Genomic DNA, 25,731 nt, shown 5'->3' with positions numbered 1-25,731 from the left:
ATGCGGACATATCTGGTGGTGATCGACGACAGCCCGGAGGCGTCGCTGGCGCTGCGCTTTGCGGCGCGGCGCGCGGCGCGGACGGGCGGCGGCGTTATCGTGCTGGCGATCATCCCGCCGCAGGATTTCGTCGCGTTCGGCGGCGTCCAGGCGACGATCGAGGCCGAAGCGCGCGAACATGCCGAGGAGCTGGTCTCGGCCGCTTCCGACGCGGTGGTTCAGGAAGGCGTCACGCCGCAGGGCATGGTCAAATCGGGCAAGCCCGCCGAGGTGGTGTCCGAGGTAATCCGCGCCAATGACGAGATTGCGGCGCTGGTGCTGGCGACGGCGGCAAGCGGCGCGCCCGGGCCGCTGGTGACCTTTTTCACCGGACAGGATGCGGGAAGCCTCCCCTGCCCGGTGATGCTGGTGCCGGGCGGGATCGATATCGCCCGGCTCGATGCGCTGAGTTAGGCCGTCACCACGCGCGGCAGTGCCGCAGCGCCCTTGGCTTCGAAAAATGCGAAGTCGAGGACCACGATGGCCTGGACAGCCACGACCACGATGCCGAGCCACGTCATCTGCGCGGCAAAGATCGCGAGAACCGCAAAGCTGGCCGCAACCCAGCCGAGGTTGCCCAACGCAATCAGGTTCGCAAGTCCCTTGCTTGGCGTTTTCTGACCGGCGACGAAGAGCATCAGCAGCGCCGAAGGCAGGCCGACCCAACCCGCGACCGTCACCACATCGGAGGGGAGGCCGAGCAACGAAGCGACCGTCGCGGTCGCAAACACGCAGAGGATGAACAAGGCCGTGCAGGTCACTGCGTCGACGATCAGCATATTCTTGAGATTGAAGATGGACATGGCGTTTCTCCTTTCGAGTGCCCGCCCCGTCTGGTCTCGAAAATGCAGTGGGTCGATTACGCCGGAGGTAATGGAAAAGCGGAAGGCTCGGGTATAGCTCTCCGGACAAAGGAGACGATCATGCAAGTCGCACCGCTGGGCGAACAATTGCGCGAATGGCGCACGCGCCGCCGGATGAGCCAGATGGACCTTGCGCTCGATACCGAAATGTCGACGCGCCACCTGAGCTTTATCGAAACGGGACGCTCGAAACCGAGCGCGCAAATGTTGCAGCGGATCGCCGATTGCCTCGACGTGCCGCATCGCGCGCGTAATGCCCTGCTGCTGGCGGCGGGTTATGCCCCCGACTATCAGGAGCGCGCACTCGACAGCACCGAAATGGCGGGGATGCGCGCGATCGTCGAGCATGTGCTGAAGGGGCACGAGCCCTATCCCGCGCTGGCGGTCGACCGCCACTGGAACATGGTCGCGGCGAACGATGCAATCGCGATCCTGATCGAACAGGTCTCCCCCGCCCTGCTCGCGCCCCCGGTCAACGTCCTGCGCATTGCGCTGCACCCGGAGGGGCTGGCGCCGCAGATCGTCAACCATGGCGAATGGCGTGCGCATATCCTGCACCGGCTGGGTCTGCAGATCGAGGCGAGCGCCGATGCGGGCCTGATCGCGCTGCGCGCCGAACTGACGGGTTATACGGTCGAAGCGAACGACAATGGCGTTGCGCATGCCAATGGCATTGCGGTGCCGCTCATCCTCGACACGATTGCGGGGCGGATTTCGTTCGTATCGACGGTGACGATTTTCGGAACACCAGTCGATATTACGCTGTCGGAACTGGCGATCGAAGCCTTTTTCCCCGCCGATGCGGAAAGCGCGGCGTTGCTGCGGAAGCTCGCCGAGCGGTAGCGCTACCGGCGCTTGCCCTTGTGCTTGATATTCGCCGGCCGGCCACGTTTGCCGACCATATGCTTGCCCGCCTTGTCTTTCCCTGGCCCCTTCCCTTTCACGCCATCGCGGCGCGGCGGGCGATTGCGAAAGCCGCCCTCGGGCGCATCGGGAAGCTCGAAACGCAGCGCGCCGCTGACGGGGTTCGCATCCATCAACCGCAGTTCGATTCGCTGCCCGGTCGTATAGCTGACGCGGCCATGCTCGCTGTCGAGGCTGCGCGCGGCTTCGTCATAGAAAAAGCGTTCGCTGCCGAGCGTCGAGACTGGCACCAGCCCATCGCCGCCAAGCCCGTCGACGGTCGCGAAAAAGCCGAAGGGCTGGACGCCGGTGATGCGCGCGACGATAATCTCGCCGGTCTTGCTCGCAAGATAGGCGGCGACATAGCGGTCGACGGTCTCGCGCTCTGCCTCCATCGCTCGGCGTTCGAGTGCACTGATCGCCTCGCCGATGCGCGACAGGCCCTTGGCGTCGGCTTCGCCGAGGCCGGTGCGCGCGGGCAGTCCCTTGGGCTTGCCGGGCACTTCGAGTTTGTAGCTGTCGACGAGCGCGCGGTGGACGATCAGGTCGGCGTAGCGGCGGATCGGCGAGGTGAAATGCGCGTAGGAGCCCAGCGCCAAACCGAAATGGCCGGCATTCGCGGGGCCGTAATAGGCCTGCGTCTGGCTGCGCAAGATCGCCTGCATGATCTCGGGCAACCGGTCATCTTCGGAAAAGCCGTCGATCAGGCGGTTGAACACGGCCGGCGTGATCACTTGCCCGAGCGAGAAACTCTGTTCGAAGGTTTCAAGATAATCCTTAAGGCCAACCAGCTTCTCGCGGCTCGGCGGTTCGTGGATGCGGTACATGACGGGCGATTTCTTCGCCTCAAGCGCCTTGGCCGCCGCGACATTCGCCGCGATCATATAATCCTCGATCAGCCGCATCGAATCGAGCCGGTCGCGGACGCGGATTTCGGCGATGCGGCCTTGCTCGTCGAGGATTACCTGACGTTCGGGGAGGTCGAGATCGAGCGGTGCACGCGCCGCACGGGCTTTTGCGAGCAGCGCCCAGCAGGCCCACAGATTCTTCAGCGTCGGGAGCACGTCGGCGTCCCATTCATCGCGCGCAGCATCGGCGTCATAGGCCGCCTGCGCATGTTCATAAGCGATGTTCGCACGCAGCCGGACGAGCGCGCGTGCGAAACGCCATGACGTCACTTTGCCATGCTTGTCGATGACAAGGTGGCACGCCATCGCCGCCCTGTCCTGCCCGGCTTTCAGCGAGCAGACGCCTGCCGACAGCGTTTCGGGCAACATCGGCACGACCTGGTCGGGGAAATAGACGCTGTTGCCGCGCCGCCGCGCCTCGCGGTCGAGGTCGCCGTCGGGGCGGACATAATAGCTGACGTCGGCGATCGCGACGATCGCGCGGAAACCGTCCTTGTTGCCCGGTTCGTCATCGGGGATCGCCCAGACGGCATCGTCATGGTCGCGCGCGTCGATCGGATCGATGGCAACGATCGGCAGGTCGCGCAGGTCCTCGCGTCCGTCGGAGGTGAGCGGCAGGTTCGCCGCCTTTTCCGCCTCGGCGAGCGTCTCGGTGCCGAAGATATGCGGAATTTCGTGCCGTGCGATCGCGATCATGCTCAGCGATTTGGGGGCGAAAGGATCGCCGATCCGGTCGATGACCTTCGCCTTGATCGCCGCGCCGCGCCCGGTGAGTTCGGCGCGAACAAGATCGCCGATATCGGCATCGCCCTTGACGGCGACGGCAAAGTCATAGCGCGCGCGCTTGTCGGCGGGGCGCAGCCAGATCATCGGCTTGCCGCCAGGGCCGACATCTTCGACCAGGACGCCGATCACCGTCTCGGCGCTTGCCGCGAGCCGCTTCATCGGATGCGCGACATGGCCGCTGCCGCGATCCTCGGTGCGCGCAAGGATGCGGTCACCGACGCCGAGTGCGCCCCTACGGCCCTGTTCCATCACACGCAGGCGCGGTGCGGGACCGGCGCCTTCCCAACGATCGGGCACCGCCCAGAGGTTGCTGCCCTCGATCGCGACGATACGCAGCACCGTTACGCGCGGCAAACCGCCATGTTTGTGAAAGGCGCGCCCCGGAGCCAGATCGACGAGCCCCTCGTCGGTCATGTCCTTGAGCAGCGCCTTCAGCGCGATCTTCTCGTTACCGTGGAGCGCGAAATGTTTCGCGATCTCGCGCTTGCCGACCGCATCCTTGCTCTCTTCGATAAAGCGAAGAATCTGGTCGGGCGTCGGCAACCCGGCAGGTTTTTGCCGTTTCGCCAATTAATAGGTCCGCCCGATGAGCACGCGTTCGACCGCGGGCTCGCCCGTGAAGAAGCAGGCGCCATCGGCGGGATCGGCATCGAGCGGTGTGTTGCGCATCGTCAGCTTGAGCGCCTTCAACTGCTCGACAATCCCGTCGAGGACCGCGTCGGTCGGGCGCGACCATTGCACCTCGACCCAACCGGTGAACTTGTCCTCGCCGGCATAATGCGCCGCAAGATCAGTGACATCGCGGCGGATGTTGGCATGAAGACGTTCCTTCGCCTCGGCGTAGAGATTGTCCTGGATCTCGCCGAGCGTCGCGACCGCGGCCGCGACGAATTCTCCGCGTGGCACGAATGCGCTGTTGAGCTTGCCGTCGTCCTTGTAAAGCCGGTCGCGGCGGATCACCGCGACATTGCCGCCGGCGACGTCGCGCGGGCCGATTTCGAGAATGATCGGCGCGCCTTTCTTTACCCAGCCCCAGCGCTTGGTTTGCGCCTTGTTGGCGTTGGTGTCGAGCAGCACACGCACCGGCTCGCGGAACGCGTCGAGCGCCTTCAATTCCTTTTCAAGCGAGGCGCAATAGTCGAGGATCGCCTGATCCTCCTCATTGTCGCGGAGCATCGGCACGATCACAATCTGGTGCGGCGCGATCCGCGGCGGGCAACGCAGGCCGTCGTCGTCGCCATGCGTCATGATGACGGCGCCGATGGTGCGGGTCGAAAAACCCCAACTGACGGTGTGGCAGAGGCTGTGGCCGCCCTCCTTGTCCTGAAAGCGGATATTCGCCGCCTCGGCAAAGCCCGTCCCCAGATAATGCGACGTCCCGGCCTGCAACGCCTTGCCGTCCTGCATCATCGCTTCGATCGAATAGGTCGCGGCCGCCCCCGGGAAGCGTTCGTTCTCGGGCTTTTCGCCTGCGATCACGGGCAGCGCGAGCGCGCCTTCGGCAACACTACGATAGAGTTCGAGCGCGCGCATCGTCTCGGCGAGCGCATCTTCCTTGCTGTCGTGCGCGCTATGGCCTTCCTGCCAGAGGAATTCGGCGGTGCGCAGGAACATGCGTGTCCGCATTTCCCAACGCACGACATTCGCCCACTGGTTGACGCGCAGCGGCAGGTCGCGCCACGACTGGACCCAGCGGCTCATCGCCGCGCCGATCACGGTTTCCGACGTCGGGCGGACGATCAGCGGTTCTTCCAGCTTCGCTTCGGGATCGGGGATCAGTTTGCCCTTGCCGTCCTGGATCAGCCGGTGGTGCGTGACGACCGCCATTTCCTTTGCGAAACCATCGACATGATCGGCTTCCTTCTCAAAGAAGCTCAAGGGGATGAATAGCGGGAAATAACAGTTCTGGACGCCCATGTCCTTGATACCGGCATCCATGATCGTCTGGATCCGTTCCCATATGCCATAGCCCCACGGCTTGATCACCATGCAACCGCGGACGCCCGATTCCTCGGCGAGGTCGGCTTCGGCAATGACTTCCTGATACCAGGCCGCAAAGTCGGCCTGCCGGGTTACGCTGAGCGCATGTTTGACCATGATAATCTTTGTGTTTCCGTAACTGGGGCGCGTTGGTCGCCCGATTAATTTTTCTTGGCGAGCGCCGCCTTGAGCTCGGCGACTTCGGCCTTGAGCGCCGCGATTTCGGCGTCTTTGGCCTTGCTGCCGCCAGCACCCGGGATGAACGCCCCCGCCGCCTGCTGGAACATTTCCATGTTGCGCCGCGTGAGTTCCGCGAGCGGGTTCGACCCAAGCGCCCCTTCGAATGCCGAGCGGACATCCTGCTGGTTCTTGCGGAACGCGGTCATCGACGCTTCAAGATATTGCGGCACCATCGACTGCATCTTATCGCCGTACATGCCGATCAGATGGCGCAGGAAATTGACCGGCAACAGAGTCTCGCCGCGTGTTTCCTCATCCATTATGATCTGCGTCAGGACATTGTGGGTGATGTCGTCGCCGCTCTTGGCATCGACGACACGGAATTCGCGGCCGTCGCGGACCATGGTCCCGAGATCCTCAAGCGTGATGTAGCAGCTGCGCTCGGTGTCGTAGAGCCGCCGGTTGGCGTATTTCTTGATCGTGACGACGTCATCTTCCGTCGCCCCCGCCCTGGACTTCGCCATTTTGACCTGCGCTCCTTGTGTGCCCGGATAATGACGGATCGCGCCGCCGCGGGTTCGAAGTCCTGCATTAGCATCAAATATTGATGCGTCGCAACATGCGCAAATTCGGCCGACAGGCTCCCGAAATGGAGCGATTCGCCCTGACAGGTGCTGAAAAGGCCTTTCAGGACAGCGTTCACACGCGCCAGCAAAGCAAATCACAGGCCTTTGCAGGCGCAGCCATGTGATACGCAATATAGTTACATCGGATATCAAATTTCTGGCATTTTTCTCGCTTCAGAGCGGAGGTTGCAGTCATTCATTTCACTGCGCAGCACTTTGATTTCAAGCGCGCATCCATTCCCCGCCGCCGATCTGTTGCGAAAAAGCCACAGCGACGCATCGGAGTCTGCAGAGTGTCAGAAAAACTTCATCAAAGGCTTGTGTGCCCGAAAATTTCTGTCTTTCTTGGTGTCAAGCCGTTCACTCCCTTTTTTTGAACGGCCAACCGGGGAATTAAATCATGAAAAAGACTAGCCTGCTAGTTCAGGGCTCTGCCCTGACTCTTGCTTTGTTTACTGCGATGCCTGCCATGGCGCAGAGCGAAACTGCCCAGACGACCGCAGAGAATACCAGCGATGGCACAATCGTCGTCACCGGCTCGCGTATTCGCCGCGACGAATTCTCGGTCGCCGAACCGATCACCGTCGTGACGGCCGAAGAAATCACCCAGGCAGGCTTCAACAGCGCGGCCGATGCATTGCAGAGCAACGCCGTCACCCAGGGTTCGGGCCAGATCAACAACTTCTACGGCGGTTTCGTGACCGACGGCGGCACCGGCGCCAACACGCTGGGCCTGCGCAACCTCGGGCCGAGCCGCACGCTTGTCCTGCTCAACGGTCGCCGTCTGGCGCCGGGCGGCACGCGCGGTTCGGTTCTCGCGGCCGACCTTAACGTCCTGCCGACCGCGATCGTCAGCAGCATCGAAGTCCTGAAGGCCGGCGCTTCGTCGGTTTACGGTTCGGACGCCGTTGCCGGCGTGGTGAACATCATCACCGACAACAAGCTGCGTGGCCTGAACATCGAAGGTCAGGTGAACGTGCCCGAAGTCGGCGCAGGCATCGACAAGCGCGTCGCCGCCTCGTTCGGTTTTGAATCCGACCGTCTCAGCATCATCGGCTCGGTCGAATATCGTAAGCGCGGCCAGCTGTCGCTGGGCGACGTGCCGTGGCTCAAGTGCCCGATCGGCGGCTTCCTCGACGGTGAAGGTTCGGAATTCGGATCGGGCGACGCGTTCCCGGTCGGCGATCCGCGCAACTGCTTCACGCTCGACAATGGCGGCGTGACGATCAACACGCTGGGTGTTTCGGCACGCCCGGGGATCGGTCGCACCAGCGGCGCGGTCGGCACCTTCAACCGCTTCGTTCCGGCCCCGGGTCAGACGACCGGCCCGCTCCCGGGTTACCTCGGCGTCGGCACCTATGATCGCGATACGTTCGATCCTGCGTCGCAGGAAGAGCCGCTGATCACCAGCGCCGAAATCTACACCGGCTATCTGTCGGGCACCTACAACACCGACATTCTCGGCAATGCCGAAGTTTATGGTGAAGTGCTGGTCACCCGCCGCAAGTCGTCGTCGCCGCTGTATCGCCAGCTTTCGCTGGACTATGTCCGTGGAAGCGAACTGCTGCCCGTCGAATTCCGTCAGGGAACCCGCCTCCTCGCGCCGAACGAAACCTCGGGCGGCCGCGACGTTATGGCTCGCGCCTTCATCGGTTTCGGCCTGACCGACTCGCGTCAGCAGGTCGACTATGCTCGCGTGTCGGGCGGCGTTCGCGGCGACTTCTTCCTGCCGCAGTGGCGCTATGACGCCTATGTCGGCAAATCGTGGAACGACGGCCGCTACGAGATCCAATCGTTCCTGATCGATCGTCTCGCCCAGTCGCTCGACGTCGTCAGCAACGGCAATGGTACGTTCCGCTGCGCCAGCTCGGCAACGAACCCGAATTGCATTGCCGCTCCGGCACTCTCGGCCGACGTCATCGGCGGCCGCCTGCCGCAGGACTTCAAGGATTGGATCCTTGTCAACACGATCGGCAATACGAAGTTCCGCGAAACGACCTTCGCGTTTAACGTCGACGGCCCGCTGTTCGCGCTGCCCGGCGGCGATGTCCAGCTCGCGCTGGGTGCCGAATATCGCAAGCAGAGCATCAACGACCAGCCCGATCCGAACTCGATCAACGGCAACCTGCTCGGCCTGACCGCCGGCACGCCGACGGTCGGCAAGGACAGCGTCAAGGAAGTCTACGGTGAAATCTTCATTCCGCTCCTCGCGGATACGCCCGGTTTCTACCGCCTCAACCTGACTGCCTCGGGCCGTTATACCGACTATAAGTCCTATGGCTCGGACACGACCTTCAAGGTCGCGGCCGAATGGGAACCGATCCGTGGCTTCGGTTTCCGCGCCAGCTATGGCACGTCGTATCGCGCTCCGGCTCTCGCCGAACAGTTCCTCGGTGCGACGAGCGGCTTCCTTGGCAGCACGCTCGATCCCTGCGACGATCTGCCGCCCGCGGCCGACCAGTCGCCGAACGAGCAGATCATCTCGGCGAACTGCGTCGCAATCGGCCTGCCGGTTGGCTTCCAGCAGACCAGCGGTATCACGACCTTCCGCGTCGGCGGTGCCGATGCGGGCCTCGAGGCCGAAACCTCGAAGAACTGGTCGGTCGGCGTTGTCATTCGCCCCGTCCTGCCTGAGTCGGTTGGTCAGCTTTCCTTGTCGCTCGATTATTTCGACATCAAGGTCAGCAACGGCGTGGCCGATCTCGACGCCACGACGATCCTGAACCGCTGCTATGGCGATCCCAACTTCAATGTGAACGAGGGCTTCTGCCGCTTCGTCGAACGTGACGCGAACAACGCGCTCACCGTGACGAGCAGCTTCGTCAACCTGTCGGAAGATATCCGTAAGGGTTTCGAGTTCAACGGTCGTTACTCGCGTGACCTGTTCGGCGGCCGCTTCACGCTGAATGCCAACATCACGAAATATACCGAACAGTCGAGCCGCCTCTTCCCCGAAGAGTTCCTGACCGACATGAACGGCACGGTCGTGAACCCCGACTGGGTTGGTACCTTCGACGCGACGTACCGCTTCAACAACGTGACGCTGCGTTACGGCCTCGACTGGATCGATGGCGACCGCGACCGGACCTACAAGTTCTTCGCTTATGACGAACTGACGGGTGTTTCGGATCCGGATTTGGTTCAGGCCTATCGCGATAACTACTATCTCGAAGCGCCGAACTACTTCCTGCACTCGGCGTCGGTCCAGTTCAACATCGCCGAGAAGTATGAGATCACGGCTGGTGTGCAGAACCTGTTCGACAAGAAGCCGCCGCGCATCTCGGCGATCGGTTACACGACCATCGGTAACGCCCCGCTTTACTCGGGTTACGACTATCGTGGCCGTACCTTCTTCGTGAATGGTTCGTTCAAGTTCTAATCCTCCGGGATCGGATAAAAAATCGGGCCCCGAACGCGAGTTCGGGGCCCTTTTTTTTATCCGGAAAGCTGGCTGCGAAATCCGGTTCGACCGGATTGGCTTCTACATCCAGCGGCGCTCAAAACGTGCGCCAAGTCCCGTAAGCAATTCATATTGCGACAGGCCGCTCGCCGTCGACACCTGCGGAAGGTCGTAATCGAGCGCGAGCCAGTCGCCCTCGCCCACCGGCCCGGCGTCGCTCACGTCGAAGGCGATAAGGTCCATCGACACGCGCCCGATCAGCCGCAAGGCATGCGACTGCCACGTCGCCCCGGCGCCTGTCCCGGCGTGGCAGCGCAGAAAGCCGTCAGCATAGCCCATGTTTGCGATTGCGACCCGGCTGTCGCGGGGCGCGGTCCATGACGCGCCATAGCCGACAGCCTCGCCTTCGCGCACGGTCCGGACCTGCAGCACGCGCGCCTCGGGATAAACGACCTGCCGGATATGTCCTGTCGCTTCCTCGCGCGGCATCCCGCCATAAAGTGCGATGCCGGGTCGTGTGAGGTCGAAGGCATAATCTGGGCCGAGGCAGATCGCCGCGCTGTTCGCCAGGCTGTATCGCCGCGCCGGGACAGAATGGCAGAGGCTTCGAAAGGCGGCCAGTTGCTGCGCGTTCTGCGCGCTGTCCTCATCGGCCGACGCAAGATGGCTGAGCAGGGTTTCGATCGAAAGCCCGTCGAGCGCGCCGCCCATCGCTTCATCGATGCGAAGGCCAAGGCGGTTCATCCCGGTGTCGACCATGACGTCGCATGGCCGCCCCTCACCGGCCTCGCGCCATCGCGCGACCTGTTCCATGCTGTTCAGCACGGGACGTGCTGGTAGCGTGCGCGCGGCGATCATGTCGCTCGCGCCGGCGCCGTGCAGCACCGACAGCGACACGCCTGCAGGCAGCGGCATCAGCGATGCGGCCTCGATCCAGTTGGCGACGAAAAAGTCACGGCAGCCCGCAGCCACAAGGCGCAGCATGACGTCGCGCGCGCCAAGGCCGTAACCATTGGCCTTGATCGCCGCACCGCATGCGGCCGAACCGCTTTGCGCGGCGAGCCAGCGCCAGTTGGCGACCAGAGCATCGCTGTCGAGACGGAGGCGGAGCGGCGACGGGATTGCGATCATGCCACGCCCCTATACAGCTTCGCGGGCTGCGCCAATGGGGTGGTCAGCGTGCCGCCGGCTTGTCCCACTGCCCCTCGACTGGATCCTTGAGCATGAAGGCGGTGACGAGGAAGGCGACGAGCACGACGCCCCAGGTGTACCAGAGCCCCGAATAGGCATTGCCCGTCTTCGCGATGATGAAGCTCGCGATCAATGGCAGGAATCCGCCGAAATAGCCGGTCCCCAGATGATAGGGGATCGACAGCGACGAATAGCGGACGTGCGGCGGGAACATTTCGGACAGCAGCGCCGCGACGGGGCCATAGGTGAAACCCGACAGCGCGATGAGGCCAAGCAGCGCCACGAGGATCACTATGATGCCAAACGCCCCCGGGATCTGCTTTTCGAAATCATAGCCCATCGCCTCCAGCGCCGGCTTCAGCACCGCCGGGTCTTCGCCCGCAACCTCGCGCCCGCCGATCGTGACGCTCGCGCTGTCGAAATTGCTGCCGCTGTCGACGACCGTATATGGGACGCCCAGCTTGGTCAGCTCACCCAGCGTCTTTCCGCAGAGGGTTTCCTGTTTCTGCGCGAAGGGATCGAAGCTGCACTGCGACCCGGTAACGACCACGGGCGCCTTTTCCGCGGCCGCCGTCAGCGCGGGATTGCCGACGCTGCCCATCAGCCAGAAAAGCGGAAAAAGCAGCACGAGCGTGGCGGCATAGCCCCAGACGATCGGCTTTTTCCGTCCGATCCGGTCGGAAATGCGGCCCGCCCAGAGGAAGAAACCCATGCCGAGCGCTGCCGCGACGCCGACGATGATTTCAGCAGCCGTGTCCTCGACCTTCATCGGTCCCTTGAGGAAGGCGAGGCCCGAGAACATCGCCGTGTACCAGATCACGGTCAGCCCCGCGGCGATACCGAACAGCGCGATGAAAATACGCCGCGGGTTGCCGGGGTAGGTGAAGCTCTCCTTCACGGGATTCTTTGCGATCTCTCCCTGCGCCTTCATCGCCTGAAACACAGGGCTTTCCGACAGTTTGAGCCGCATCCACAGCGAGATGGCGAGCAGGATGAGCGAGAGCAGGAAGGGCACGCGCCAGCCCCAGCTTTCCCAGACCGCATCGGACATCAGCGCCTTGCAGCCGAGCACGACGATCAGGCTGAGCACAAATCCCCCGACGACGCTTGCCTGGATGAAGCTGGTATAGAAACCGCGCTTTCCGGGCGGCGAATGTTCGGCGACATAGACCGCCGCACCGCCATACTCGCCGCCGAGCGCCAACCCCTGCAGCACGCGCAGGAGGATGACGATGATCGGCGCCGCGATGCCGATGGTCGCCGCCGACGGGATCATCCCGACGCCAGCGGTGGCGATCCCCATCAGCGTGACGGTCACAAGGAACGTATATTTGCGCCCGAGCCGGTCGCCGAGAAAGCCGAACAGCACGGCACCCAAAGGCCGGAAGCCGAAACCGACCGCAAACCCTGCCCACACCAGCAGGATCTCGAGCGTCGCATTGTCGCTGGGGAAGAAGGCCTTGCCGATGATCGCCGCGAGCGTGCCGTAGATGAAGAAATCATACCATTCGAACACGGTGCCCGCCGACGAGGCGGCGATGACCATACGAATGTCTTTCGCGGTCGGTTCGTAAACGGTCCCGTTTCCGGTGGCGGCACTCTCGGTCATCAGGCTCTCCCCCGCTCCATTGCATGGAGCTTTCGCTCTTCTCTACCGGGCAGATGCCGCCGCGCAAGCCTTCTTGGCGTAGCGTCATTCCGGTGGCAGGATGGCGCCCATGCAGTTCATCGATCTTTCCATCCCGATCACCAACGACGTCATATCCGACCCGCCGGTGATGCGCCCGAACATCACCTATATGACCCATGAAAACACATGGGAGCAGATCGCGATGTTCTTTCCGGGGCTGACCCGCGAAGACCTGCCCGATGGCGAAGGCTGGGCGGTCGAGATGCTGTCGCTCAGTACGCACAACGGCACGCATATGGATGCGCCCTGGCATTATCATTCGACGACCGACAGCGGCGCCTCGCCTGCCCCGTCGATCGACGAGGCGCCGCTCGATCTCTTCTTCCGTCCGGGCGTGAAGCTCGACTTTTCGGATCGCCCGCACGGTCATGTCGTGAGCGGCGCCGAAGTCGAGGCCGAACTCGCGCGGATCGGGCACGACCTCCAACCGCTCGACATCGTGCTTGTCCAGTCGGGCGCGATCTATGGCACCGACAATTTCACCGATCAGGGCTGCGGCATGGGCGCCGAAGCGACGCTGTACCTGACGACACGCGGCGTGCAGGTCGTCGGCACCGACGCGTGGAGCTGGGACGCGCCGTTCAGTCACACAGCGAAGCGCTGGGCGGAAACGCGCGATCCGTCGATCATCTGGGAAGGTCACAAGGCCGGACGTATCCGGCCTTATTATCAGATCGAGAAGCTGACGAATCTCTCCGCCATTCCGGCCACGGGTTTCACCTTCAGCTGCTTCCCGGTGAAGATCGAGCGCGCGAGCGCGGGCTGGATCCGCGCGGTGGCGCTGGTGGACTGATCCTTTTCGTCATGCCGGGCTTGATCCGGCATCCATGAGGCCGAGCAGGCATGGCCCCCGGATCAAGTCCGGGGTGACGATGAATTCACAGGTTCGTCGTCAACAGAATCCACAGCGTCCAAGCCCCGAGAACCAGCAAGGCGCCAAAAGTCGCAAGGACGCCGGCCTGCCGTCCAAGCGGCGCCTTGCCCGGCTCCGACGGCGTGTAAAGACCGATAACATGCGCGACGCGGCCGATAAGGAAGGTCGCGCCGATGACCATCAACGCCATATGGTTGGCGCGCGCGGTTTCGAGCAGCCCGAGCAGGATGATCGTGATCGGCGCATATTCGGCGAGATTGCCGTGCGCGCGGCTGGCGCTGATCAGCTTGGCATCGCCATGGTCGCCGAATGCAGCTTTTACCCGCAGTCGCTGACGTACCGTGTCGATCGCGGTGACAAGCAATAGCAGCGCGCAAACGGCGGCCACGAACGCGGTTACCGGTAAAGTCATGGTCCCTCTCCCCTGTTTCCCTTCGCAAGACTAGCCGCGATGCGGGGCGCAGGAAAGGTCAGAAGAGGCGCGACCCGTTGGGCACCGCGCGGTCGGGGGCAAAGAGGATCACCGCGCCGTCTTCGTCGGCGAAGCCGAGCGTCAGCACCTCGGACATATATTTGCCGATCTGGCGCGGCGGGAAGTTCACGACGGCGGCAACCTGCCGCCCCGCGAGGTCTTCCAGCGCATAGCGGTCGACGATTTGCGCGCTGCTCTTCTTCACCCCGATCGCGGGGCCGAAGTCGATCTTCAGCTTGAACGCGGGCTTGCGCGCTTCGGGAAAAGGCTCCGCCTCCACGATCGTGCCGACGCGGATGTCGACGCGGAGGAAATCGTCGAAGCCGATCGCCTCCGCTGCCGGCGCATCCTGATCGTGGTTGACGTGCATGGCGTCATTCCATCTCGAGGATCACCGCGTCGACCGCCAGGCTGTCGCCCTGCGCCGCGTTGACACTCTTCACCACGCCCGACTTTTCGGCGCGCAGGATATTTTCCATTTTCATCGCCTCGACCGTCGCGAGCGGCTGGCCGGCCTCGACCTTGTCGCCTTCGCCGACGTGCAGCGTGACGAGCAGGCCGGGCATCGGGCAGATGAGGAATTTCGACAGATCGGGCGGAATCTTTTCGATCATATGGCCCGCGAGCGACGCAACATGCCAGGGCAGCACGCGGACGTCGTGGATATGTCCGCGCGTCGTCATCTTCCAGCCGGTGCGCGTTTTGGCGACCTTCACCGCCAGTTCGCTATCTTCGATCTCCGCCACGACGAGCCGGTCGCCCGGCGTATATTCGAGCGCGATATCGATCCGGTCGCCATCGACCTTGATATGCTTCTCGCCGATCTTGACCTTGTGCGCGGTGCCGTCGATCGAAACCTGCCATTTCGAGGGCGGCTCGAGCCGGTCGCCGAGCTGGCCGTCCGTACGCCGCGCGCGGTCTGCTTCGGCAGACGCCATGAAGCCCGCGATCGCCGCCAGCGCGCGCGTGACATCGGCGTCGGTCGGTGCGCCGTGGAAACCCTCGGGATATTCCTCGGCGATGAAACCCGTCGTCAGTTCGCCCGAGCGGAAGCGCGGGTGCTGCATGATCGCCGAGACGAAATCGATATTGTGACCGAGCCCTTCGAGCTCGAAGCGGTCGAGTGCCGCGATCTGCAGGTCGGCGGCTTCGTCGCGTGTCTTGCCCCACGTCACCAGCTTGGCGATCATCGGGTCGTAGAAAATCGACACTTCGCCGCCCTCCTCGACCCCCGCATCGACGCGCACGCCATCGACGCCGCGCTCGTCGCCTTCCCATGCCGGAACCGGGGTGCGATAGCGCACCAGCCGCCCCGTCGAGGGCAGGAAGCCGCGGTACGGATCCTCGGCATAGACGCGGTTCTCGATCGCCCAGCCGTCGATCTTGATATCGTCCTGCGTCATCTCGAGCTTTTCGCCCGCGGCGACGCGGATCATCTGTTCGACGAGGTCGATGCCCGTGATCGCCTCGGTCACCGGATGCTCGACCTGCAGGCGCGTGTTCATTTCGAGGAAGTAGAAGCTCTCGCCCGTCGGATCGGCGCCCGACACGATCAGTTCGACCGTGCCCGCGCTGTAATAGCCGACCGCCTTCGACAGCGCCACGCACTGTTCGCCCATCGCCTTGCGCATTTTCTCGGTCACGAAGGGCGACGGCGCCTCCTCGACGACCTTCTGATGGCGGCGCTGGATGCTGCATTCGCGCTCGTTGAGGTAGAGGGTGTTGCCGTGCTGGTCGCCGAGGATCTGGATTTCGATGTGGCGCGGGTTGAGGATGAACTTCTCGATGAAGACGCGGTCGTCGCCGAAGCTGTTGAGCCCCTCGCGCTTGGTCGCCTCGAAACCCTCGCGGACGTCCTTTTCGTCATAGGCGAGGCGCATGCCCTTGCCGCCGCCGCCGGCGCTGGCCTTCATCATCACCGGATAGCCGATCTCGTTCGAAATCTCGACCGCATGCTCGGTATCGCGGATCTCGCCGACGAAACCCGGGACGACGTTGACGCCCGCTTCCTTTGCGAGTTTCTTCGACTCGATCTTGTCGCCCATCGCGGCGATCGCATTCACCGGCGGGCCGATGAAAGCGATATTTTCCTTCGCGAGCGCCTCGGCAAAGCTGGTGCGCTCGGACAGGAAGCCATAGCCCGGATGCACCGCCTCGGCGCCTGTTTCCTTGCACGCCGCGATGATCTTGTCGGCGATCAAATAGGACTCGGATGCCGGCGACGGCCCGATATGCACCGCCTCGTCGGCCATCTGCACGAACGGCGCGCGCGCGTCGGCATCCGAATAGACGGCGACGGTCGCGATGCCCATACGGCGCGCGGTCTTGATGACGCGGCAGGCGATTTCACCGCGGTTGGCGATCAGGATTTTCTTGAACATCTCTCTCAATATTCCTCAATCAGATCTTTGAGTTCTTTGGTGCGCGCTTCGGTCAACTGCCGCTGGCACCCGCTGACAACCATCGGCTCGGCCGAGCCTCCGCGCATCGTGTAGCCCTCGCTGGCGCATTGCTTGTCGCGGTACGTCAGCCACGCGCGCTGCGCGGCAAGCAGCGTGTCGAAATAGCCGGGGCGGTTGTCCTGCGAGCGGTCGAATTCGGCGTCGCGCTCCTTCATCCGCGCCGCCGTCACCTTCCACTGCGCATTCATCGCCGCGTCGGCGCGCTCGAACTCCTTGTAGGCGCAGGCATTGAGCTCGAACTGCGCCATCGCATTGTCGCAATCGACCTCGGGATCTTGCGCGACAGCAGCCAGCGCGAACAGGGTGGACAGGATCACTCCGCGGCCTCCAACTGCGCGCGCATCGGTTCTTCGCTCACCATCGGCACGATCCCCAGCTTCGCGAACAGCGCCGCGTCGGCATTGTCGCCGCGGTTGCCGGTCGTCAGCAGCTTGTCGCCCGTGAAGATGCTGTTCGCGCCCGCCATGAAGCAGAGCGCCTGCGTCGCTTCCGACATGCTCTCGCGCCCCGCCGACAGGCGGACCATCGATTTCGGCATCGTGATGCGCGCGACCGCGATGGTGCGGACGAACTCGATATCGTCGATCTTCGCGAGCGGCGTGTCCGCCAGCATATCGCCGAGCACCGTGCCCTTCACCGGCACCAGCGCGTTGACGGGCACACTTTCGGGGTGGCGTTCGAGCGTCGCGAGTGCGTGGATGAAGCCGACGCGGTCCTGACGGTTTTCCCCGAGCCCGACGATCCCGCCCGAACAGACGTTGATCCCCGCGTTGCGGACTTCCTCCAGCGTGTCGAGCCGGTCCTGAAAGGTCCGGGTCGAAATGATATTCCCGTAATTCTCCGGGCTCGTGTCGATATTGTGATTATAATAATCGAGCCCCGCGACCGCGAGCGTCTGCGCCTGTTCCTTGGTCAGCATGCCCAGCGTCATGCAGGTTTCCATACCCATCTGGCGCACACCCTCGATCATCTCGACGATCGCGGGCATGTCACGCTCCTTGGGGTTACGCCAGGCGGCGCCCATGCAGAAGCGCTTCGATCCCGAATCCTTCGCCTGCGCCGCCGATTGCAGCACCGCGCGCACGTCCATCAGCTTGGTCGCCTTCAGCCCGCTGTCGGCGCTCTTCGACTGCGAGCAATAGCCGCAATCCTCAACGCAGCCGCCGGTCTTGATCGAGAGCAAGGTGCAAAGCTGGACTTCGCCGCGCGCGTGGTGACGCCGGTGGACGCCCTGCGCCTCCCACATCAGCTCGTCGAACGGCAGGTCGAACAGCTCGGCGATCTCCTCGCGCGTCCAGTCGGTGCGCGGAAGATCGTCTTGCGGGGCAGTTTGGGAGAGGTTCATGGATTTTGACCCTTTGATGTTATTTGCAGAAGCGCTCGAGCGCGGCGCCGTAAAATTCGATCGTCGGCGTTTCGCCGAACATGTCCTGATAATTGCCGTCCGCCCATGGGCGACGGTCGCCATAGCTGATCGTCACCTGACGCGCGTCTTCGGCAGCGCCATATTCGCCGACGCTATAAAGCGTGAAGTCGATATCGGCCTCGGGATCGTCGCAGTTGATCCGGACCAGCCCCTTGTTCACAAATTTGTCGCTCGTCTCGAAATAGATGTCGCGCCAGGCGCCGTCGGCCTTTTCGATACGGCCGTACCAGTCGGTGAAATACACATCGTCGATCTGTTGACGATAGATCAGCTCGACCGCGACATCCTTGCGATACGCGCTCGGACGGCTCGCCGGTTCGGCGTCCGCCGAAGCGGCCGACAAGGCGGCGATCAACAGGCCGAGCGATGCGATCACGCGGCATCCTCCAGCGGCGGCATATTGTGGCCGAGCAGGCGCAGTACGTCGGCGGCGCATTCGACGACATTGCTGCCGGGGCCATAAATACCCTGCACGCCGGCGTCGCGGAGATATTGATAGTCCTGCGGCGGAATGACGCCGCCCGCGATCACCTTGATGTCTCCGCGCCCGGCTTCCTTCAATTTGCCGATCAGTTCGGGGATCAAGGTCTTGTGGCCCGCGGCGAGGCTCGACGCGCCGACGACGTCGACGCCGCTGTCGAGCGCGAGCACGACGGTTTCCTCAGGCGTCTGGAAGAGCGGACCGGAGACGACGTCGAAGCCCATGTCACCAAAGGCCGAGGCAATGACGTTGGCGCCGCGGTCGTGACCGTCCTGCCCCATCTTCGCGACGAGCAGCTTCGGTTTGCGTCCCATCCGGCGTTCGACCGCTTTCACGCCGTCCAGAACCTGCTGCCAGCGGTTGTCGCCTTCATAGGGCGCGGCATAGACGCCTTTCACCGGGGTCGGCTGCGTACCGTAACGCTCGAAGCTCTCTTCCATCGCCGACGAAATCTCGCCGAGCGTCGCGCGGGCGCGGGCGGCCTCGACCGCATGCGCGAGAAGGTTGTTCTCGATCGATTGCTCGCCCGCCGCGGCATCGCGCAACGCCTTCAGTGCCGCCTGGCATGCCGCTTCGTCACGCGCCGCCTTGGTCTTGTTGATCCGCGCGACCTGCGCCTCGCGGACCTTGGTGTTGTCGACTTCCAGCGTTTCGAGAAGGTCTTCGTCCTTCAGGCGATATTTGTTCACCCCGACGATCACATCGTCGCCGCGGTCGACGCGCGCCTGCCGTGCAGCAGCAGCCGTCTCGATCATCGCCTTGGGCCAGCCCGCGGCCACGGCCTTCGCCATGCCGCCTTCCTTCTCGACGCGCTCGATAATCTCCCACGCCTTGTCGACGAGTTCCTGCGTCAGCGCTTCGACATAATAGCTGCCGCCGAGCGGGTCGACGACCTTGGTCATCCCGGTCTCTTCCTGAATGACGATCTGCGTGTTGCGCGCGATGCGCGCCGAGAAGTCGGTCGGCAGCGCGATCGCTTCGTCAAGCGCGTTGGTGTGCAGCGACTGCGTCCCGCCGAGCATCGCGGCCATCGCCTCGATCGTCGTGCGCATCACATTGTTGTATGGATCCTGCTCGGTGAGCGAGACCCCCGACGTCTGACAGTGGGTGCGCAGCATCTTCGACCGCTCGTCCTTGGCGCCGAGGTTGGTCATCACGCGGTGCCAAAGCACGCGCGCGGCGCGCAGCTTCGCGATCTCCATGAAGAAGTTCATGCCGATCGCGAAGAAGAAGGACAGGCGCCCGGCGAACTTGTCGATGTCGAGGCCGCTGGCGACGCCATAGCGCACATATTCGGCGCCATCGGCGATGGTGAACGCCAGCTCCTGCACCTGCGTCGCGCCGGCTTCCTGCATATGGTAGCCCGAAATCGAGATGCTGTTGAACTTCGGCATCTCGCGGCTGGTGTAACCGAAAATGTCCGAGATGATCCGCATGCTCGGCTCGGGCGGGTAGATATAGGTGTTGCGGACCATGAACTCCTTCAGGATGTCATTCTGGATGGTCCCGTCGAGCAGCTTGCGGTCGACCCCCTGCTCCTCGCCCGCGACGATGAAGAAGGCGAGGATCGGGATCACCGCGCCGTTCATCGTCATCGACACCGACATCTGGTCGAGCGGGATGCCGTCGAACAGGATCTTCATGTCCTCGACGCTGTCGATCGCGACCCCCGCCTTGCCGACGTCGCCGACGACGCGCGGATGGTCGCTATCATAACCGCGGTGCGTCGCGAGGTCGAAAGCGACCGACAGGCCCTTCTGCCCCGCCGCAAGGTTGCGGCGATAAAAGGCGTTCGATTCCTCGGCGGTCGAGAAACCCGCATATTGCCGGATCGTCCACGGCCGCCCGGCATACATCGATGCGCGCACGCCGCGCGTGAAGGGCGCGAAACCGGGCAGGCCGGGGTCGGTCTGCACATCCTCCGCGGTGTACAGCGGCTTGACGTCGATCCCTTCCGGCGTCGCCCAAGTGAGGTTCTTGCCCTTCACTTCCTTGTCGGCGGCGGCGGCCCATTGGTCGATGGTCGGCTTGTCGGTCATATGCAGTCTCTTATTGTGATCCCCGGCGAAAGCCGGGGCCTCGTGCAGTCATGGGCCCCGGCTTTCGCCGGGGAACACTAATCAATGCGCCTCTTTGGGCGTTTCCATAATCTCGGTCAGCACCCCGCCCATATCCTTGGGGTGGAGGAAGAAGATCGGCGTCCCGTGCGCGCCGATACGCGGCTCGCCGAGCACGCGCTTGCCCAGCGCCTCGAACTCCGCCTTGGCCGCATGGATGTCGGGAACCTCATAACACATGTGATGCTGCCCTCCTGCGGGGTTCTTTTGCAGGAAGCCGGCGATCGATGCATTACCCGGCAATGGCTCGATCAGCTCGATCTGTGTGCCGTTCAGCGCGCCATCGGTGCCCGGCGTGTCGACGAAACAAACCTTCACGCCCTGATCGGGCAGGTCGAAGGGGTCGTGAATCCGGGTGGCCCCCATCACATCGCGGTAAAAGACGATGCTGTCGGCGATTGACGGCGTCGCAACGCCGATATGATTGAGGCGACCCAGCTTCATTTCATTCTCCTCAGCAGCCCGGGACTTTTTCTGGGCCCACGAGCGCATATTTTCCGTCCTTCAGCACATATTGCTGCTTGAACGCCTTGGTGCCGGTATAACCGACGGTGAAGCTCTTGCCCGGCACCGCCGCCACGATCTGCCCGTCATATCCCTGCTCGGTCTGGCCCAACCCCGCGCCCGAGCTCATGGCATCGGTAAAGCCGCCGCGATCGACCGGCCCTTCGGGCGTCAGCTCGGTCACGACCGCGCTGCTCACAAGGCAGCCCTGCCAAACACCGCCGCCCGCGGTGACGAGATAGGGGTTCGCCGCGAGCAGCCCGGTGAAGGCCCAGCTCGTCGCGCCATTGCCGACGGTGCCGACTGCGCCGACATCCATCCACTCGCCCTGCTTCACCCAGCCCGTCGGGCTGCCCTTCAGATAGTGGATCGCGTTCAGGCCGCCTTCGCTGTGCCCGGCATCCTCGAGCGATCCGACGCTCAGCAGCGCGGCGACATTATTCTCCATCGTGTGGATCGCGACGGGACGAAAATGATAGGTCCGCTCGTCGATCTCGCGCACTGCTTCGGGCGCCGCGCCCTTCTCCAGCCCGAATGCGGTGCGGAAGGCGGCGCCGATCGTCGTATTTTCCTCGTCGCCAAGCTTGACCGGGAAAGCCTCGGGCTTTTCGCCGACCGGCGTGTCGGGATCGAAGGCCCATGCAGCAGGCGCCGCAGCCAGAAGCGGAAGGATCGACAGGGGGAGAAGAAGCTTACGCATTTTCAAACCTCATTGGAAAATCAAGACCATCGCGGCAGCGTAGCCGCTTCCTGCTCTTGCCTCCAGCCCTAGGGCAGCGATGTGCCGGGCGTCACACCACATCGTTAAAGCGGAATATTGTCGTGCTTCTTCCACGGGTTTTCGAGTTGCTTGTTGCGCAGTTTCCGCAGCCCCAGTGCGATCCGGCGGCGCGTCGAGTGCGGGTAGATCACCTCGTCGATATAACCGCGCTGTGCAGCGACGAAGGGGTTGGCGAAGCGGTCTTCATATTCCTTCGTGCGCTCGGCGATCTTTTCGGGGTCGCCGATGTCGCTGCGGAAGATGATTTCGACCGCGCCCTTCGCGCCCATCACTGCGATCTCGGCGGTGGGCCAGGCATAGTTCAAATCGCCGCGCAGATGCTTCGATGCCATCACGTCATATGCGCCGCCATAGGCCTTGCGCGTGATGACCGTGATCTTTGGCACCGTCGCCTCGGCATAGGCGAAGAGCAATTTCGCGCCATGCTTGATGATGCCGTTATACTCCTGCGCCGTGCCGGGCAGGAAGCCGGGGACGTCGACAAAGGTGATGATCGGAATCTCGAACGCATCGCAGAAGCGGACGAAGCGCGCCGCCTTCTTCGACGAGTTGATGTCGAGCACGCCCGCCAGCACCAGCGGCTGGTTCGCGACGATGCCCACGGTGCGCCCTTCGATACGACCGAAACCGCAAATGATGTTGCCGGCATGGGCCGGTTGCACCTCGAAGAAATCGCCCTCGTCGACCGTCTTGCGGATCAGCTCGTGCATGTCATAGGGCTGGTTCGCGTTCGGGGGGATCAGTGTGTCGAGGCTCTTGTCCTCGCGGTCATAGGGGTCGCTCGTCGGGCGAACCGGGACGCCGCTGCGGTTATTTTCGGGCAGGTAATCGAAGAAATCGCGCGTCGCGAGCAAAGTCTCGATATCGTTTTCGAACGCGATATCGGCGACCGAGCTTTTGGTCGTGTGCGTGATCGCACCGCCCAGCTCCTCCTGCGTCACCACTTCGTTCGTGACCGTTTTGACAACATCGGGGCCGGTAACGAACATGTAGCTGCTGTCCTTCACCATGAAGATGAAGTCGGTCATCGCGGGGCTGTAAACCGCGCCGCCCGCGCACGGACCCATGATCAGGCTGATCTGCGGCACGACGCCCGACGCCAGCACATTCTTCTGGAATACGTCGGCATAGCCGCCGAGCGACGCGACGCCCTCCTGAATGCGCGCGCCGCCGCTGTCGTTAAGGCCGATCACCGGCGCGCCCGCGAGCATCGCCTTGTCCATCACCTTGCAGATCTTTTCGGCATGACGCTTCGACAGCGACCCGCCGAAAACCGTGAAATCCTGACTGAAGACATAGACGAGGCGGCCGTTGATCGTGCCCGATCCGGTGACGACGCCGTCACCCGGAATCTTCTGCGCGTCCATGCCGAAATCGACGCAATCATGTTCGACATAGGTGTCGAGTTCCTCGAACGAACCCTCGTCGAGCAGCACGTCGAGGCGCTCGCGCGCGGTCAGCTTGCCCTTGGAATGCTGGGCGTCGATACGCTTCTGCCCACCACCCAGTCGGGCGGCGGCGCGGCGGCGTTCCATTTCGGCGATATTGGCGGACATGCAGCTCTCCGATAGTGTCGAATGCGCCGTCTGCCCCCGCCGGGACGCGGATGCAAATGTGAATTTGCAAAGTTGCAAAGTATGACTTTGCAAAGTAGTGTCCGCGCCATGCAACCAACCCGCCTCTACGCTGGGCGACAACTTCGCCAACTTCGGGAAACCCGCGCGATCCGGCAGGCCGATTTCGCGGCGCAACTCGGCATCTCGGCCTCCTATCTCAGCCAGATCGAACATGACGATCGCCCGCTGACGCCCGCGCTTCTCGACCGTTTGCAAAAGCTGTTCCCGCTCGAATGGGAAGAGGTCGCCGCCGACGCGGGCGACCGCCGCGCCGGAGCGCTGCGCGAGGCCGCCGCCGACCCATTGTTCGCGACGTCGCCCCTTCCCCCCGAACAACTCGAGCGCGCCGCACTCCAGCAGCCCCAGCTTGCCGACCAGTTTGTCGCGCTCCACGCAGCCTATCGCCGCGCCGGCCAGCGCCTCCAGATCATCGACGAAGCATTGACCGGCGGGACCGCCGAGGGAAGCCGCCTGCCGTGGGAGGAGGTGCGCGACTGGTTCCACGATGCCGGCAATTATGTCGACAGCATCGACCGCGCCGCCGAGACGCTGGCTGCGCAGCTTCGTGGACGCGAACCCTCACCCGCGATCGAAACGATCGAACGGCGCCTGCGCGACGCGCTCGGCATTTCGATCGTCTACAACCAGGTGCAGGCGCTCCGCGACTTCGACGCGACGATGCGGCATCTGGTGATCGATCCGTCACAGCCTGCCGAAACGCGCCGGTTCCAGCTCGCGCACCAGTTGGCCGCACTGGCGCTGACAAACGAGATTGCGGCGGTCGTGGAAGCGTCGCCGCTCCGCACCGCCGCGGCACGCCAGCTACTGCACGTCGGGCTCGCCAATTATGCGGCGGGCGCGGTGCTGATGCCCTATGGACCGTTTCGTGCCAGCGCCCGCGCGGTGCGCCACGATATCGACCGGCTGCGCCTCGAATATGGCGTAAGCTTTGAGCAGGCGTGCCATCGCCTTTCAACGCTGCAGCGCCCCGGCGCGCGGGGCATTCCGATGTTCTTCTGCCGCGTCGATATGGCGGGCAACATCACCAAGCGACACAGCGCGACGCGCCTGCAGTTCGCGCGCTTCGGCGGCGCGTGCCCGCTGTGGGTCGTCCATGAAGCCGCGGCGATCCCCGACCGCATCCTGTTCCAGCTTGCCGAGACACCCGACGGCCAACGGTACGTCTCGATGGCGAAGGGGTTGGTGAAGCCATCGGGCAGCTATGCGCGTTCGCCCCGCCGCTATGCCGTCGCGCTGGGGTGTGAAGCGCAATATGCCGCCGACTTCGTCTATGCCGACGGCGTCGATGTCGAGGCGCCGCAGGCGGCGGCGCGGATCGGCCTGTCATGCCGCATCTGTCCGCGCGACGATTGCGACCAGCGCGCCTTTCCCCCGAGCGATCGTCCGATCCTCGTCGATCCCGACCGTCGCGGCGTCGTGCCGTACCGTATCGGTTAGCCGGCGATCGCCAGCTCCTCGTCGAGGAAATCGAGGAAGGCGCGGATGCGTGCGGCGGCGCGGTCTTCGGGCGCGTAAAGCGCGTGAATGTCTTCGCCGTCGCCGGGACTATAGTCGGGCAACACCTCGACAAGCCGCCCCGCGTTCAGATCGCCGGCGACGTGAAAATGACCGTGGCGCGCGATGCCACCACCGGCGACCGCCATCTGCCGCACCACTTCGCCCGAATTGCCGAAGAAGCTGCCATGAACGGGTCGCTGAACGATCCTGTCGCCAAGCCGAAAAGGCCAACTGTCGACCGACCGGCGGAAGCTGAAACGCAGACAATCATGCGCATCGAGGTCGTCGGGCGTCTGCGGGACGCCGCGGCGCGCAAGATAATCGGGGCTGGCGACCAGCACCATCCGGCTGTGCCCCAGCTTCTTCGCACGCAGGCTGGTATCGCGTAGCGGGCCGATCCGGATCGCGACATCGGCCCGCTCCTCGACCAGATCGACAATCGTATCGGACAGCGCAAGATCGACGACGATATCGGGATAGCGCGCGGTAAAGCGCGGCAGGATCGGCAACAGGCCCATCGTGCCGATCGACGGCGAGGCGTTGATGCGGAGCAGGCCGCGCGGCCCCTGCTGCTCCTGTCCCAATCCTGCTTCGACCGACCGGATATCGGCGAGCAGCACGCTCATCCGGTCGCGATAGGCTTCGCCGTCCACCGTCAGCGCAAGCGAGCGCGTCGTCCGGAGCATCAGCGTGACGCCAAGTCGCTGCTCGATCCGCGCGATGCTGCGGCTGACCGCGGAGGGCGTCAGCCGCAACGCCTTGGCCGCCGATGCAAGGCTGCCGCCGTTGGCCACCGCAAGGAAGGTCTCGATATCGCCGAACCGATTGTCCATCACCATTCCTGATTTTGAATCACCACTGAAGTGACGAGGCGCATTCTAATCAACAATGGCGCGAAGCGCTATCTTCGGGGC

Annotated in this window: 23 protein-coding genes; 6 read left to right on the top strand and 17 right to left on the bottom strand. The window is 63.6% G+C overall.

The annotated features are described in order from the left end of the window. Window positions 1-453, top strand: coding sequence for a universal stress protein (locus BLW56_RS13310; RefSeq protein ID WP_093511174.1), 453 nt, complete (start codon window positions 1-3; stop codon window positions 451-453). On the opposite strand, the gene BLW56_RS13305 is transcribed toward BLW56_RS13310, so the two are convergent. Next, complete coding sequence (locus tag BLW56_RS13305) at window positions 450-842, bottom strand: hypothetical protein (protein WP_093511173.1); 393 nt, start codon at window positions 840-842, stop codon at window positions 450-452. The genes BLW56_RS13310 and BLW56_RS13305 overlap by 4 nt on opposite strands. A 120-nt stretch (window positions 843-962) precedes the next feature. Here BLW56_RS13305 and BLW56_RS13300 point away from each other — a divergent pair, with 120 nt between their 5' ends. Further along, entirely contained in the window at window positions 963-1,745 is a 783-nt protein-coding gene (locus BLW56_RS13300) for a helix-turn-helix domain-containing protein (RefSeq protein WP_093511172.1), read from the top strand. 2 nt (window positions 1,746-1,747) lie between these two features. On the opposite strand, the gene BLW56_RS13295 is transcribed toward BLW56_RS13300, so the two are convergent. From BLW56_RS13295 to phaR, 3 genes are read right to left on the bottom strand one after another with little or no spacing between them, the layout of a single operon-like run. Beyond that, window positions 1,748-4,069: a ribonuclease R family protein gene (locus BLW56_RS13295; protein ID WP_093511171.1), complete on the bottom strand. Its 2,322-nt coding sequence runs from the start codon at window positions 4,067-4,069 to the stop codon at window positions 1,748-1,750. Continuing rightward, on the bottom strand, window positions 4,070-5,596 hold the full coding sequence (gene proS, locus BLW56_RS13290) for a proline--tRNA ligase (RefSeq protein ID WP_093511170.1): 1,527 nt from the start codon (window positions 5,594-5,596) through the stop codon (window positions 4,070-4,072). It abuts the gene before it with no gap. A gap of 44 nt (window positions 5,597-5,640) precedes the next feature. Next, complete coding sequence (phaR, locus tag BLW56_RS13285; RefSeq protein ID WP_093511169.1) at window positions 5,641-6,183, bottom strand: polyhydroxyalkanoate synthesis repressor PhaR; 543 nt, start codon at window positions 6,181-6,183, stop codon at window positions 5,641-5,643. Window positions 6,184-6,278: 95 nt separating this feature from the next. Here phaR and BLW56_RS20940 point away from each other — a divergent pair, with 95 nt between their 5' ends. Both BLW56_RS20940 and BLW56_RS13280 read left to right on the top strand, forming a co-directional pair. Beyond that, window positions 6,279-6,410: a hypothetical protein gene (locus BLW56_RS20940; RefSeq protein ID WP_256203461.1), complete on the top strand. Its 132-nt coding sequence runs from the start codon at window positions 6,279-6,281 to the stop codon at window positions 6,408-6,410. A gap of 344 nt (window positions 6,411-6,754) precedes the next feature. Beyond that, window positions 6,755-9,664 carry a TonB-dependent receptor domain-containing protein gene (locus BLW56_RS13280; protein WP_256203460.1) on the top strand — a complete coding sequence of 970 codons (2,910 nt, stop codon included), beginning with the start codon at window positions 6,755-6,757 and terminating at the stop codon, window positions 9,662-9,664. Window positions 9,665-9,766: 102 nt separating this feature from the next. On the opposite strand, the gene alr is transcribed toward BLW56_RS13280, so the two are convergent. Beyond that, the gene (gene alr / locus BLW56_RS13275) at window positions 9,767-10,816 is read right to left on the bottom strand and encodes an alanine racemase (protein WP_093511167.1); all 1,050 of its coding nucleotides are present in this window, start codon (window positions 10,814-10,816) and stop codon (window positions 9,767-9,769) included. A 43-nt stretch (window positions 10,817-10,859) separates the two neighbouring features. After that, window positions 10,860-12,485: an MFS transporter gene (locus BLW56_RS13270; RefSeq protein WP_093511166.1), complete on the bottom strand. Its 1,626-nt coding sequence runs from the start codon at window positions 12,483-12,485 to the stop codon at window positions 10,860-10,862. A 109-nt stretch (window positions 12,486-12,594) separates the two neighbouring features. Here BLW56_RS13270 and BLW56_RS13265 point away from each other — a divergent pair, with 109 nt between their 5' ends. After that, entirely contained in the window at window positions 12,595-13,359 is a 765-nt protein-coding gene (locus BLW56_RS13265; protein WP_093511594.1) for a cyclase family protein, read from the top strand. Window positions 13,360-13,444: 85 nt separating this feature from the next. Here the strand turns inward: BLW56_RS13265 and BLW56_RS13260 are convergent, their stop codons facing one another. The 10 genes from BLW56_RS13260 to BLW56_RS13215 form a co-directional block, all read right to left on the bottom strand. Continuing rightward, entirely contained in the window at window positions 13,445-13,852 is a 408-nt protein-coding gene (locus BLW56_RS13260; RefSeq protein WP_093511165.1) for an MAPEG family protein, read from the bottom strand. A 58-nt stretch (window positions 13,853-13,910) separates the two neighbouring features. Continuing rightward, complete coding sequence (locus BLW56_RS13255; protein ID WP_093511164.1) at window positions 13,911-14,282, bottom strand: tRNA-binding protein; 372 nt, start codon at window positions 14,280-14,282, stop codon at window positions 13,911-13,913. Window positions 14,283-14,286: 4 nt separating this feature from the next. After that, complete coding sequence (locus BLW56_RS13250) at window positions 14,287-16,293, bottom strand: acetyl-CoA carboxylase biotin carboxylase subunit (protein ID WP_093511163.1); 2,007 nt, start codon at window positions 16,291-16,293, stop codon at window positions 14,287-14,289. 5 nt (window positions 16,294-16,298) lie between these two features. Continuing rightward, a complete protein-coding gene (locus BLW56_RS13245; protein ID WP_256203459.1) occupies window positions 16,299-16,691 on the bottom strand; it encodes a lysozyme inhibitor LprI family protein in 393 nt (130 codons plus the stop codon). Continuing rightward, a complete protein-coding gene (gene bioB / locus BLW56_RS13240) occupies window positions 16,688-17,719 on the bottom strand; it encodes a biotin synthase BioB (RefSeq protein ID WP_093511162.1) in 1,032 nt (343 codons plus the stop codon). Before bioB ends, BLW56_RS13245 begins: the two co-directional genes overlap by 4 nt. 19 nt (window positions 17,720-17,738) lie before the next feature. Then, a complete protein-coding gene (locus tag BLW56_RS13235; RefSeq protein WP_093511161.1) occupies window positions 17,739-18,176 on the bottom strand; it encodes a hypothetical protein in 438 nt (145 codons plus the stop codon). Continuing rightward, window positions 18,173-20,320 (bottom strand): methylmalonyl-CoA mutase, encoded by a 2,148-nt coding sequence (gene scpA, locus BLW56_RS13230; RefSeq protein ID WP_093511160.1) that lies wholly within the window; start codon window positions 20,318-20,320, stop codon window positions 18,173-18,175. Before scpA ends, BLW56_RS13235 begins: the two co-directional genes overlap by 4 nt. Window positions 20,321-20,401: 81 nt before the next feature. Continuing rightward, entirely contained in the window at window positions 20,402-20,842 is a 441-nt protein-coding gene (gene mce, locus BLW56_RS13225) for a methylmalonyl-CoA epimerase (RefSeq protein ID WP_093511159.1), read from the bottom strand. Window positions 20,843-20,852: 10 nt separating this feature from the next. Next, on the bottom strand, window positions 20,853-21,602 hold the full coding sequence (locus BLW56_RS13220; protein WP_093511158.1) for a hypothetical protein: 750 nt from the start codon (window positions 21,600-21,602) through the stop codon (window positions 20,853-20,855). 104 nt (window positions 21,603-21,706) lie between these two features. After that, a complete protein-coding gene (locus tag BLW56_RS13215; protein ID WP_093511157.1) occupies window positions 21,707-23,239 on the bottom strand; it encodes an acyl-CoA carboxylase subunit beta in 1,533 nt (510 codons plus the stop codon). A 108-nt stretch (window positions 23,240-23,347) separates the two neighbouring features. Here BLW56_RS13215 and BLW56_RS13210 point away from each other — a divergent pair, with 108 nt between their 5' ends. Beyond that, complete coding sequence (locus BLW56_RS13210; protein ID WP_093511156.1) at window positions 23,348-24,757, top strand: helix-turn-helix domain-containing protein; 1,410 nt, start codon at window positions 23,348-23,350, stop codon at window positions 24,755-24,757. On the opposite strand, the gene BLW56_RS13205 is transcribed toward BLW56_RS13210, so the two are convergent. Beyond that, window positions 24,754-25,650, bottom strand: coding sequence for a LysR family transcriptional regulator (locus BLW56_RS13205; protein WP_093511592.1), 897 nt, complete (start codon window positions 25,648-25,650; stop codon window positions 24,754-24,756). The genes BLW56_RS13210 and BLW56_RS13205 overlap by 4 nt on opposite strands. Between the last annotated feature and the right edge of the window lie 81 nt (window positions 25,651-25,731).

The organism is Sphingopyxis sp. YR583, assembly GCF_900108295.1.
Lineage (GTDB): Bacteria > Pseudomonadota > Alphaproteobacteria > Sphingomonadales > Sphingomonadaceae > Sphingopyxis.
This window is presented reverse-complemented; position numbering and strand designations above follow the sequence as displayed.

Excerpts from the sequence above, each read along its gene's own strand:
- BLW56_RS13310 (WP_093511174.1), top strand. The coding sequence starts at position 1 with ATGCGGACATATCTGGTGGTGATCGACGACAGCCCGGAGGCGTCGCTG.
- BLW56_RS13305 (WP_093511173.1), bottom strand. The coding sequence starts at position 842 with ATGTCCATCTTCAATCTCAAGAATATGCTGATCGTCGACGCAGTGACC.
- BLW56_RS13300 (WP_093511172.1), top strand. The coding sequence starts at position 963 with ATGCAAGTCGCACCGCTGGGCGAACAATTGCGCGAATGGCGCACGCGC.
- proS (WP_093511170.1), bottom strand. The coding sequence starts at position 5,596 with ATGGTCAAACATGCGCTCAGCGTAACCCGGCAGGCCGACTTTGCGGCC.
- phaR (WP_093511169.1), bottom strand. The coding sequence starts at position 6,183 with ATGGCGAAGTCCAGGGCGGGGGCGACGGAAGATGACGTCGTCACGATC.
- BLW56_RS20940 (WP_256203461.1), top strand. The coding sequence starts at position 6,279 with ATGCGCAAATTCGGCCGACAGGCTCCCGAAATGGAGCGATTCGCCCTG.
- BLW56_RS13280 (WP_256203460.1), top strand. The coding sequence starts at position 6,755 with ATGGCGCAGAGCGAAACTGCCCAGACGACCGCAGAGAATACCAGCGAT.
- alr (WP_093511167.1), bottom strand. The coding sequence starts at position 10,816 with ATGATCGCAATCCCGTCGCCGCTCCGCCTCCGTCTCGACAGCGATGCT.
- BLW56_RS13270 (WP_093511166.1), bottom strand. The coding sequence starts at position 12,485 with ATGACCGAGAGTGCCGCCACCGGAAACGGGACCGTTTACGAACCGACC.
- BLW56_RS13265 (WP_093511594.1), top strand. The coding sequence starts at position 12,595 with ATGCAGTTCATCGATCTTTCCATCCCGATCACCAACGACGTCATATCC.
- BLW56_RS13260 (WP_093511165.1), bottom strand. The coding sequence starts at position 13,852 with ATGACTTTACCGGTAACCGCGTTCGTGGCCGCCGTTTGCGCGCTGCTA.
- BLW56_RS13255 (WP_093511164.1), bottom strand. The coding sequence starts at position 14,282 with ATGCACGTCAACCACGATCAGGATGCGCCGGCAGCGGAGGCGATCGGC.
- BLW56_RS13250 (WP_093511163.1), bottom strand. The coding sequence starts at position 16,293 with ATGTTCAAGAAAATCCTGATCGCCAACCGCGGTGAAATCGCCTGCCGC.
- bioB (WP_093511162.1), bottom strand. The coding sequence starts at position 17,719 with ATGAACCTCTCCCAAACTGCCCCGCAAGACGATCTTCCGCGCACCGAC.
- scpA (WP_093511160.1), bottom strand. The coding sequence starts at position 20,320 with ATGACCGACAAGCCGACCATCGACCAATGGGCCGCCGCCGCCGACAAG.
- mce (WP_093511159.1), bottom strand. The coding sequence starts at position 20,842 with ATGAAGCTGGGTCGCCTCAATCATATCGGCGTTGCGACGCCGTCAATC.
- BLW56_RS13220 (WP_093511158.1), bottom strand. The coding sequence starts at position 21,602 with ATGCGTAAGCTTCTTCTCCCCCTGTCGATCCTTCCGCTTCTGGCTGCG.
- BLW56_RS13215 (WP_093511157.1), bottom strand. The coding sequence starts at position 23,239 with ATGTCCGCCAATATCGCCGAAATGGAACGCCGCCGCGCCGCCGCCCGA.
- BLW56_RS13210 (WP_093511156.1), top strand. The coding sequence starts at position 23,348 with ATGCAACCAACCCGCCTCTACGCTGGGCGACAACTTCGCCAACTTCGG.
- BLW56_RS13205 (WP_093511592.1), bottom strand. The coding sequence starts at position 25,650 with ATGGACAATCGGTTCGGCGATATCGAGACCTTCCTTGCGGTGGCCAAC.